Raw genomic sequence first — 10,401 nt, 5'->3', positions numbered from 1 at the left:
GGCCTGTTCTTCCTCGGCGCTTTCCTGGGAACCTTGTTTGTTATGGGGACGGTTTTGATCATCTACTACAAGCAGATCACAGAAGGATTCGAGGACCGAAGGCGCTACCTGATCTTAAGGCAGGTGGGCATGTCCAGCCTTGAGGTGCGCAGCTCCATCAAAAGCCAGGTGCTCTCCGTCTTTTTCCTGCCCCTGGCGGCGGCTGGAGTGCATGTGGCCTTTGCCTTCCCCATGATTACGAAGCTCCTTGTGGTGCTGAATTTGAGCAACCGCAGTCTCTTTGCCCTCTGCACCGCCTTAACCTTTGCCGCCTTTGCCCTGCTTTACACCTTGGTCTACCGGGCCACAACCCGGGTGTACTACCGCTTGGCTGCGGCCTAACCAAGACAAACAAAGGGGCTGGCCCGGTGAACCTTGCCGTTCACCGGGGCACAGCCCCTTTCCTCGTCTATTCCCTTTAGCTGAGCGCTTCCACGATCTCCCCCAGGTTTTCCAGTACCAGATCCGGCTGCACCTGGGAGTGCTCCAAATCTTTCAGCTGGGTTTCGCCGCTGAGAACCAGGATGCCCACGATGCCCGCCGCCTTGGCCATGGCCATGTCTGTGTAGAGCCTGTCGCCCACCATGGCTATCCTCCCCGGATCTTCCAACTCGTACTTGGCCCTCAGGGCCTCGATCATCTCCGGGTAGGGCTTCCCGATGATCTTAGGCTTAACGCCCGTGGAAGCGGTGATCAGGGCGATCATGGCGCCGCAGTCGGGGATGGGCCCCTCGGGGGTTGGGCAGTTGAAATCGGGATGGGTGGCAATAAAGGGGACGCCCTCCCGGATCAGGCTGCAGGCGGTCTTCAGCTTTTCGTAGGTCAAGGTGAGATCAAAACCTAGAACAACGGTCTGTGGATCGCGATCCGTGAGGATAAAGCCCGCCTCCTGGAATTCCTCTTCCAAGGCGGGGGTGCCCACCAAGTACAGCTTGCGGGGGTAGTTGTGTTTTTTGAGGTAATAGATGGTGGCCTGCCCGGAGGTGAAGACCTGGTCTTCAGTGATGTCTACGCCCATGTTCCGGATTTTGTGGAGGTAGTGTTTTGCGTTCTGTGAAGAGTTGTTGGTTACGAAAACAAAACGTTTGCCTAGGTTTTTCATCGTGTTTACAAAAGGTAGGGACCAAGGATAGAGGGTGTTGCCTAGATAAAAAGTTCCGTCTAGATCCAAAAGATAGGTGTCAATATTGCGCAATCTGTTCAACTTCTTCCCTCCGTGCAGACAATTTAGGTCTTTACAGTACCGTCCGGGCATGCCATAATTAAGGCAGGAAGGCTTAAATAAGCCAACAGCACAGTAGTATTATAGGGTTCTAGGCTGCAGAAGTCAACCTAGGGAGTGCTTGGTTTTTGTAATTTTGCAGCGCAGGCCGTCTGAAATTAGTTTCAATGGTCGAACATAATTACAAGGGTTTTGCGGCTGCAAAGCTTAAGAATATGTAAAATTATTCACCAACTCTTCCGGGCAGGGCTGCCTATGGGGCTCCGCCGGGCAGAGTCGAGGGAGTTGAGAGATATGGAACAAGATCTGGAACTCTACGAAAAGGTGCATATCGCCTGGCTCTACTACATGGAAAACCTCACCCAATCGGAGATCGCCGACCGCCTGGGCCTCACCAGGCTCATGGTCCACCGCACCCTGCAGAAGTGCCTGCAGGAAGGCTTGGTGCACATTGTGATCAACCATCCCCTGGTGTACTGCCAGAGTCTAGGCTCCCAGCTGGAGTCGGTCTTCGGCTTGAAAAGTGCCTGGGTGATCCCCACCTCCCCCGACTATGAGGTGCTCAGGAGGAACTTGGGCACCATTGCCGCGCGCCTGGTGGGCCGCGCCGTGGCCAGCGGCACCATCGTGGGTGTGGGCTGGGGTACCACGCTGGCGGAGGTGGCCCGGCATCTTCTGCGCAAAAGCCACGATAACGTCACGGTGGTTTCTCTGCTGGGCGGGCTGATCAAAAGCGCGGGGAACAACTCCTACGAAGTGGCCCTCCAGGTGGCCGATGCCCTTGATGCGGTGTGCTACAGCTACATGGCACCCATGTTTGTGGAAAGCGCCGAGGATCGGGATGCCATCCTGCGCCTCAGGCACATCCAGGCGGTGCAGGATCTGATCCGCCGGGCTTCCGTGGCCATTGTGGGTGTGGGTGAGGTCTCCGCGGACTGTACCCTGGCCAGGATGGGCCCCTTGAGCGCGGCAGATGTGGACAGCCTGCTCAAAGCGGGAGCTGTTGCCGACATTTTGGGCAACTTCATCGACAAAAACGGCCAGCTGGTGGAGGTGGATGTGAACCAAAGGGTGCTCACCACAGATCTGGAAGTGCTCAAGGAGATTGACAATGTCTTTGCTGTGACCGGGGGCTTGAAAAAAGCCCAGGCCATTTCCGCGGCCCTCCGCTCCGGCTGCATTGACAACATCATCACCGATGCCCAGACTGCAGAACAGGTTCTGCAGCTAAACAGGCCCTTCTAAAAGCTCTATGCCAGTCCCGCCCCCGCCCAAGGCTGGGGCGGGAGGGCAGGTCTTGGACAAGCGGGATCAACAGAAAAAGATAGGTGGAGGTTAGCAGATGAAGCGCGAGGCAAAAACCAAAAAAGCGGTACAGGTCGCCATCGTGGGCGGCGGCATCATCGGTACCTTAACAGCCCGGGAGCTCAGCCGCTACCAGCTGGATGTGCTCCTTTTGGAAAAGGAGGCGGAAGTGGGCTGGGGTACCACCAAGGCCAACAGCGGCATCGTGCATGCCGGCATCCATGAAGACCCGGGTACGCTCAAGGCCAAATACTGTTTCCCGGGCAACCAGATGTTCCCCAGGCTCTGTGAAGAGCTGGATGTGAGCTTCAAACAGACCGGGATCCTGGTGGTAGCCCTGGCTGAAGAGGAAATGGACATGGTGCACATGTACTACCAGCGGGGCCTGGAGCGGGGCGTGCCGGTGCGCCTGTTGAGCCGGGAAGAGGTGCTGGCCCAGGAGCCCAACCTCAGCGAGGACGTTGTGGGTTCGGTCTTTGCCCCCGAGGGCGGAGCGGTCATGCCCTTTGAGCTGGCCGCGGCGGCCATGGAAAATGCGGTGGCCAACGGCGCTGAGCTGATGACCGAAAGCCCCGTAATCGGTGCCTGGGTGGAGGGGGAGAAGAAGTACCTGGAAACGCCCACCCACATCATCGAAGCGGATGTGGTGATCAACGCCGCGGGTCTTTTTGCCGATGAGATCGCCCGCATGTTCGGGGACGATTATTTCCGCATCCTGCCCCGGAAGGGGGAGGAATACCTCTTTGATTTGGAGCTTGCGGGCTTGGTGAACAGCATCATTTTCCCCGTACCCGCCAGCAAAATCAGCAAGGGCATCTTGGTCATCCACACCGCGGATGGCAACATCATGATCGGCCCCACCAGCGATAATGTCCCGGCAAAGGACGATCTGGGCACCACCTACTCCGGCTTTGAGCGGATCTTCAGCGAAACCCGCCGCCTGGTGCCTGGGCTCGATCCCAGGAAGGTGATCACCCAGTTCGCCGGGCTCAGGGCCGCGAGCGACCGGGGCGATTTCATCATCGAGTTCTCCCCTAACGTTCCTGGCCTTCTGCATCTGGCGGGGATCGAATCGCCAGGGCTCACTGCAGCTCCGGCCATCGCGGCCGACGTTCCCAAGATGCTGGAAGAGCAGGGCTTTAAGCTCACCCCCAAGGAGAACTTCCAGCCCCGCCGGGAAGGTGTGGTGCGCTTCAGGCAGCTTTCCCGCAAAGAGCAGGATGAGCTGATCAGGCAGAATCCCGCCTACGGGCGCATGGTCTGCCGCTGCGAAACAGTGACTGAAGCAGAGATCGTGGATGCCATCAGGAGGGGGGCCCGCACCCTCGATGGTGTGAAGTTCAGAACCAGGGCCGGTGCCGGCCGCTGCCAGAGCGGATTCTGCCAGCCCGTGATCATGGAGATCCTCAGCCGAGAACTGGGCATCCCCGCGGAGCAGGTTTCCAAGCGCGGCGCAGGTTCTGAGCAGGTTAAGTACGAAGCCAAAGAACTGCTTGGGAAAGGGGTGTCCTAAATGAGGAAACTGGAAGTTGATGTCGCCATCATCGGCGGAGGGCCGGCGGGTTTAGCCGCAGCTTTGGCCGCCCATGACCAGGGTGCGGCGGAAGTTTTGATCATTGAGCGCAATCATGAGCTGGGGGGCATCCTGCAGCAGTGCATCCACCACGGATTTGGCCTGCACCGCTTTAAGGCGGAGCTCACAGGGCCCGAATACGCCCAGCGCTTCATTAATGAACTGAAGGATACGGATATCAAAGTGCTTCTGGAAACCATGGTCCTGGAAGTGACCAAAGATCGGACCATCTACGCGGTGAACAGCCGGGAAGGGATGCTGGAGATCAGCGCCAAAGCCATCGTGCTGGCCATGGGCTGCCGGGAGCGGACCAGGGGCGCCCTGCGCATTCCCGGCAAGCGCCCCGCGGGCATCTTTTCTGCTGGAACCGCCCAGCGCTATATGAACATCGATGGCTACATTCCCGGCCGGAAGGCTGTGATCCTGGGCTCCGGGGATATCGGTTTGATCATGGCCCGCCGCCTCACCCTGGAGGGGGCGAAGGTGGAGGCTGTGGTGGAGATCCTGCCCTACGCGGCTGGTCTAGCCCGCAACGTGGTCCAGTGCCTGGAGGATTTTGATATACCCCTCCACCTGGAGTCCACCGTCACCGAAATCCACGGCGATGATCGCCTGGAGGCCGTGACCATTGCCAAGGTGGATGAAAACTGGCGTCCCATTCCCGGCACGGAGCAGAAAATTGAGTGCGACACCCTGCTGCTTTCCGTGGGCTTGATTCCAGAAAACGAGCTTTCCAGCGGAGCAGGTGTGGAGCTGGATCCGGTCACCAACGGCCCTAAGGTGGATGACACCTTGATGACCAGCATCCCGGGGGTCTTCGCCTGCGGCAATGTGCTCCATGTGCACGATCTGGTGGACAATGTCTCCAAGGAAGCGGAGCGGGCCGGTGCCTTTGCTGCCCAGTATGCCCTGGACAAGCTGCCCGCGCCCCCAAGACGCATAAAGGTAGAAGCGGGGGAAAACATCCGCTACGTGGTGCCCCACGAGATTTCCCTGGAGCGGCCGGTGGAGTTCTTTATGCGGGTGCAGCGGCCCGAAGCCGATGTCTATCTGGATCTGGGCGGGCTGCGCCGGGTGAAAAAACCCTTTGTGCGGCCCAGCGAAATGCTGGATATCACCTTGAGTGTAGAGCAGCTGAGCAAGCTGGAGGGCGACACTCTGCGGGTGCGGATCGTGTCCGGGAAGGAGGCTGGCGTAGATGCTTAAGCGCATAACATGCACCGTCTGTCCCTTGAGCTGCGAAGTGGTTTTGGAAATCGGTGAAAACGGCGAAATCCTATCCCTCACAGGCAACAAATGCGCCCGGGGTAAAACCTATGCCACCAAGGAACACACCGCCCCTGAGCGCACCCTCACCACCACAGTGAAGATCAAAGGGGGCGTGCATCCGCTGCTCCCTGTGCGCACCGACCAGCCCATCCCCAAGGGGAAGCTGCGGGAGGCCATGCTGGCCACCGCGGACCTGGTGGTGGAGGCCCCGGTGAAAATGGGCGATGTTGTGGTGGAAAACTTCCTGGACTTAGGGGTGAACCTCATCGCCAGCCGGGATCTGGACAGGGTAGAGTAAAGCCTAGAGGCCACTGGCTCCGAGTGGGACCGGTGGCTTCTTCTCATGGTTAGAAGTACCGCTGAGGAAGGGGAGGAAAACGTGGGCATTGTGGAACTGGCAAGCCAGAATATCCATGGGCTTTTGAACGCGGAAGGCTTTGCCTGCCCCTGCGGGAAGATCCACCGCACGGAGGTGCGGGAGCTGGTGATCAAACCCGGGGCGCTGCAGGAGATCCCCAGGGTTGTCCGGAGCGCAGGGGGCAGCAGGGTCTTTCTCCTCGCGGACCCCAACACCTATTCCGCGGCGGCTAGGCGGGTGGCGGTGCTCTTGGAGGCGGCTGGGGTCCCCCACAGCTCCTTCATCTTCCAAGAGGAGCACGTCCAGGCCACCGACGGCGCTCTGGCGCAGGTTCTGGAGCACTTCACCCCCGAAAGCGATCTGATCCTGGGGGTGGGGAGCGGCACCATCAATGACATCGGCAAGCTGGCCGCTAAGGTGCTGGGCGTAGGCTACATCTGCGCGGCCACCGCCCCTTCCATGGACGGCTTTATCTCCAGCACTTCCTCCATGGTGATGCGGGGTATCAAAGAATCGGTGCCCAGTGTGACGCCGCATGCCCTCATCGCCGATCTGGACGTTTTAGCACAGGCACCTAAGCGGCTTTTGCAGGCGGGTTTTGGAGATATTCTGGCCAAGTATGTCAGCATTTTGGAGTGGAGGATCTCCCATCTGGTGACAGGGGAATACTACTGCCCGGAGATCGCGGAATTAGTGCGCCTAGCGGTGCGCAGCAGCGTTTCCCAGGTGGAGCAGCTGGCCAAAGGAGATAGGGAAGCGGTCAAGATCCTTTTGGAGAGCCTGCTCCTTTCGGGCCTGGCCATGAGCTTTGCCGGGGTCACCCGGCCCGCCTCCGGTGTCGAACACTATTTTTCCCACGTCTGGGAGATGCGCCATCTGGAATTCGGCACTCCCCAGGACTTCCACGGCCTCCAGTGCGGCATCGGCACGGTGTTGGCCGCGGAGATTTACGAGATCATCAAGGGGCTAACCCCAGATGAGGAGCGGGCCCTGAATTATGTGGAGGGCTTCGACCTGGAGGTCTGGCACGCCTTTGTCCGCTGCTTTTTAGGAAAAAGCGGTGAGCGCTTGGTGGAGCTGGAGGAGAAGGAGCAAAAATACAGCAGGGAAGGGCACAAAAGGCGGCTGAAGAGAATTACCGCCCACTGGGACCAGATCCGAAGCATCATCGCCCAGGAGCTGCCCACCGTGGATGTGCTCCGAGGTTATCTCGAGACCATCGGCGCCCCGGTTTCACCCCGGGAGATCGGCCTGGATTACAGGCAGGCCCGCCGGGCGTTTTTGGTTTCCAAGGATATCCGGAACAAGTACAATGCCAGCATGCTGCTTTGGGATCTGGGGCTGCTGGATGAAGTGGTGAAATCCCTCTGGCGGGGAAAACGGGAGAGAGAATAAGGAAAGCCTCAGGCCAAACCTTCGCTTCTCGGCGGAGGTTTTCTTTTAACAGACATCCGCCTCCTAGAAGGAAGTGAGCTGCAGGCGGGGATGGTGGAGATGTCGAAGCAGGAGATCAAGGGCTTTGTCGAAGAAGATCTATCGGCACAAAGACGAACGTGAGGAGGCAGTTAAGTTGGATATTGCCAAAGTGGAAGCGATCGCGGTTGGCGCGGGGAAGATCCTCCTGGCGAAACTGGAGGAAGGGTTCTCCATCGAGAAAAAGGGAGCGGTGGATCTGATCACCGATGCCGATCGTTTATCTGATGAATTCATCGTACGGAAGCTGCAGGAACACTTCCCAGATACCGCCATCCTCTCGGAGGAGCAGGGCCTGACGAGCTCTGCCCAGAGGAGGAGCCTGTGGGTGGTTGATCCCCTGGACGGCACCACCAACTACGCCCACGGCTATCCCTATTTTTCCGTATCCATTGCCCTAATTCGCGATGGCGAGCTGGCTTTAGGCGTTGTGCACAATCCCCTCTCCGGTGAGCTGTTCAGTGCCGTGCGGGGTCAAGGCGCCTACCGCAACGGAACGAAGGTCCGGGTTTCCCAGACAAAACGGGTCCAGGAGAGCCTCCTGGTGACAGGGTTCGCCTACGATGTGGCTACCCGGCCCGATGATAACATGGCCCAGTTTGCCAGGGCCACCAAAGCTTCCCAGGGGGTGCTGCGCCTCGGTTCAGCTGCTTTAGACCTCTGCAACGTGGCCTGCGGCCGGCTGGATGGCTATTGGGAAAGGGGCATCAACGTGTGGGATATCGCCGCAGGGGCGCTCATGGTCCTGGAAGCAGGGGGAAGGCTTTCCTTGATCGGCGGTCAAAAGTTCGATCCCTTCGCCCGGGAGGTTCTGGCCACCAACGGCTTAATCCACGGCGAGCTTTTAGAGCTGGTTGGGGATCTGTAGCAGAAGAGCGGGTGTTACTAGATGAAGAAACTGTACTTGATCGGCGGCCCCATGGGTGTGGGCAAAACGGCGGTGGGCCAAGAACTTAAGCGCAAACTCTCCAGAAGCGTTTTTCTTGATGGTGACTGGTGTTGGGACGCCAACCCCTTTCAGGTCACCGCAGAGACCCAAAAAATGGTGCTGGAAAATATCTGCTTTTTGCTGAACCAGTTCATCCGCTGCTCCGCCTACGAGCACATCATCTTCTGCTGGGTGATGCACGAACAGTCCATCATCGATGGAATCCTAAGCAACCTTGAAACGACCAACTGCGAAATCAAGGCGATTTCTTTGCTCTGCGCCGCAGACGAACTCAGGGAACGCCTGAGCAGAGGTATTGCCGCCGGCAGAAGAGAGCCGGATGTTCTGGAGAGAAGTCTCGCCAGAATGCCGCTTTACGATCAGCTAAACACGATCAAGATCAACACAAGCGGCAAGACGGTGGGGGAAATAGCGGAAGAACTCGCTCGCCTCTAAGGCGGGAAAGGTACTGGCATCTGCAAGAAAAGCGAAGACCTCCGCAACCTCGCGGAGGCTTTTTGTTGGGGCTGCTGACCGGGCTGTTGCCACGGTTTTTCATAAAGGAAATATAGGACGAAGTGAAGAATAAGGGAAAGCAAAGGAGTCGTTGCCATGGCTGTTCAATGTAAGATCGACCTTGAGTGGCAAAGAGGGTTGAAACCCATTTTGAAATGGGCAGGTGGGAAGCGGTGGTTGGTTCCACATATCCGACCGATCTGGATGCGTTTCCAAGATCGCCGCTTGGTTGAACCTTTCTGTGGTGGACTCGCCATAACGCTGGCGCTGGCTCCGAGTAGGGCTTGGGCCAATGACATTAATCCCCACTTGATCAACTTTTACAACCAGGTGAAGCAGGGCCTCGTAGTGACGATCCCGATGGAGAATGATAGGGAGCTGTATTACAGCCATCGCGCGAGGTTCAACGCCCTGATTAAGAACGGTGGACAGGATACCACCGAGGCTGCACAGCTGTTCTATTATCTGAACAGAACTGGCTATAATGGTTTGTGCCGCTTCAACAAGAGCGGTCAGTTTAACGTTCCTTTCGGCCGCTACAAGACCATCAACTATGCGCGGGACTTTGCGGAGTATGAGGGGGCCTTCAGCCAATGGGAGTTCACCTGCATGGATTTCGAGGCTCTGAACCTGTCAGATGATGACTTCGTCTATGCTGACCCGCCGTACGATGTTGAGTTTACCAAGTATGCCAAAGATGATTTTCGGTGGGAAGATCAAGTGAGATTAGCGGAATGGCTGGCCCAACACAAGGGGCCGGTTGTGCTGTCCAATCAAGCAACCGAAAGGATTGTGGAGCTCTATCGCAGACTAGGGTTTGATCTCCACTTCTTAAAGGGTCCAAGGATGATATCGTGCGATGGCGATAGGACTCCCGCACTAGAGGTTTTGGCTACGCGTAACATCTAGTAGGGAGAGGATGCAGTGAGGGGCACGACGACTGGGCGGATGCTCGAAGCCATGATTCTGCCCTCTCTAGACCTTGGTGGTTACAGTTACGCGAAGCAGGTATCAATAGGTGAAAGGCCCAATGGAAGCAGACACATCGTGGATGTGGTGGCCAAGAAAGGCCAAAGGGCGGTTCTCCTATCCCTTAAGTGGCAGCAGGTTTCCGGAACGGCAGAGCAGAAGGTGCCCTACGAGGTGATCTGCCTCATGAAAGCCGTGGCAGAATCGTACGGCAAATATGCTCGAGCATACATAGTGCTTGGTGGTTCCGGCTGGACTCTGCGGGATTGGTACGTAGGCGGGGGAATGAAGAAGTATCTAGCATATGAACACTATGTGTCTATTCTGACCTTAGAGGACTTCATCGCTCAGGCAAACCGGGGTGAGCTGTAGGTCTTGCGTGGGAAGATACCTCCGCGGGGATGCGGAGGTGCTTGCGTATTGACGCCAAACCAAGGTTTCCATGTTTAGGCAGGATTTCCCTTTTCTATGCAGAAATGATCGCAAACCGCTGAGGGTGTGTGCAACATGAGTAGAGAGCAATACTTCAAAGAAAACTACAAACTCACCCTGCGCCTGGCCATCTCCGTGCAGCAGTTGCTGCTTTTTGCCCCGGCACTCACTGCACTTTTGGTGGTGGCTGCCTTTGCCGTGGGCGCCTACGCCCTGTTTGTTTCTGGGAACTATCTAGCAGCAGTGCTCTGGTTCCTCTTGACTGCACTGCTGTTTTGGGTAGTGCGCCGGCTGGCGGGAAGCTCCCTGGCCCTTTT

11 protein-coding genes and 1 pseudogene are annotated in these 10,401 nt (G+C 57.6%); 11 read left to right on the top strand and 1 reads right to left on the bottom strand.

The annotated features are described in order from the left end of the window. Positions 1-381, top strand: a pseudogene (locus ACE4YL_RS10915) (ABC transporter permease); the annotation flags it as partial. A gap of 76 nt (positions 382-457) precedes the next feature. Here the strand turns inward: ACE4YL_RS10915 and ACE4YL_RS10910 are convergent. After that, entirely contained in the window at positions 458-1,243 is a 786-nt protein-coding gene (locus tag ACE4YL_RS10910) for an HAD-IIA family hydrolase (RefSeq protein WP_461360360.1), read from the bottom strand. A 312-nt stretch (positions 1,244-1,555) separates the two neighbouring features. Between ACE4YL_RS10910 and ACE4YL_RS10905 the strand changes: the two genes are divergently transcribed. The 10 genes from ACE4YL_RS10905 to ACE4YL_RS10860 all read left to right on the top strand — a co-directional run. Next, positions 1,556-2,506, top strand: a complete 951-nt coding sequence (locus tag ACE4YL_RS10905; RefSeq protein WP_461365134.1) for a sugar-binding transcriptional regulator — start codon at positions 1,556-1,558, stop codon at positions 2,504-2,506. A 97-nt stretch (positions 2,507-2,603) separates the two neighbouring features. Beyond that, the gene (locus tag ACE4YL_RS10900) at positions 2,604-4,079 is read left to right on the top strand and encodes an FAD-dependent oxidoreductase (protein WP_461358578.1); all 1,476 of its coding nucleotides are present in this window, start codon (positions 2,604-2,606) and stop codon (positions 4,077-4,079) included. Beyond that, positions 4,080-5,345, top strand: coding sequence for an NAD(P)/FAD-dependent oxidoreductase (locus tag ACE4YL_RS10895; RefSeq protein ID WP_461358577.1), 1,266 nt, complete (start codon positions 4,080-4,082; stop codon positions 5,343-5,345). After that, the gene (locus tag ACE4YL_RS10890) at positions 5,338-5,706 is read left to right on the top strand and encodes a DUF1667 domain-containing protein (protein WP_461358576.1); all 369 of its coding nucleotides are present in this window, start codon (positions 5,338-5,340) and stop codon (positions 5,704-5,706) included. The genes ACE4YL_RS10895 and ACE4YL_RS10890 overlap by 8 nt, the downstream gene beginning before the upstream one ends. A gap of 45 nt (positions 5,707-5,751) precedes the next feature. Next, positions 5,752-7,161 (top strand): sn-glycerol-1-phosphate dehydrogenase, encoded by a 1,410-nt coding sequence (locus tag ACE4YL_RS10885; protein WP_461368683.1) that lies wholly within the window; start codon positions 5,752-5,754, stop codon positions 7,159-7,161. Between the two features lie 124 nt (positions 7,162-7,285). After that, positions 7,286-8,107: an inositol monophosphatase family protein gene (locus ACE4YL_RS10880; RefSeq protein WP_461360363.1), complete on the top strand. Its 822-nt coding sequence runs from the start codon at positions 7,286-7,288 to the stop codon at positions 8,105-8,107. A gap of 21 nt (positions 8,108-8,128) precedes the next feature. Next, positions 8,129-8,623: an AAA family ATPase gene (locus ACE4YL_RS10875; protein WP_461360364.1), complete on the top strand. Its 495-nt coding sequence runs from the start codon at positions 8,129-8,131 to the stop codon at positions 8,621-8,623. A gap of 156 nt (positions 8,624-8,779) precedes the next feature. Continuing rightward, complete coding sequence (locus ACE4YL_RS10870) at positions 8,780-9,592, top strand: DNA adenine methylase (RefSeq protein WP_461358572.1); 813 nt, start codon at positions 8,780-8,782, stop codon at positions 9,590-9,592. Between the two features lie 15 nt (positions 9,593-9,607). Next, entirely contained in the window at positions 9,608-10,024 is a 417-nt protein-coding gene (locus ACE4YL_RS10865) for a PD-(D/E)XK nuclease superfamily protein (protein WP_461365639.1), read from the top strand. Between the two features lie 135 nt (positions 10,025-10,159). Then, the coding region (locus ACE4YL_RS10860; protein WP_461369634.1) for a hypothetical protein at positions 10,160-10,401 on the top strand (242 nt) is incomplete at its 3' end.

Origin of the sequence: Candidatus Darwinibacter acetoxidans, from assembly GCF_041936445.1 — a bacterium.
In the GTDB taxonomy this organism is placed as follows: domain Bacteria; phylum Bacillota; class Limnochordia; order Darwinibacteriales; family Darwinibacteriaceae; genus DTU010.
Note: the sequence above shows the minus strand (reverse complement) of the source record. Positions and strands in the feature narration are given on the sequence as shown.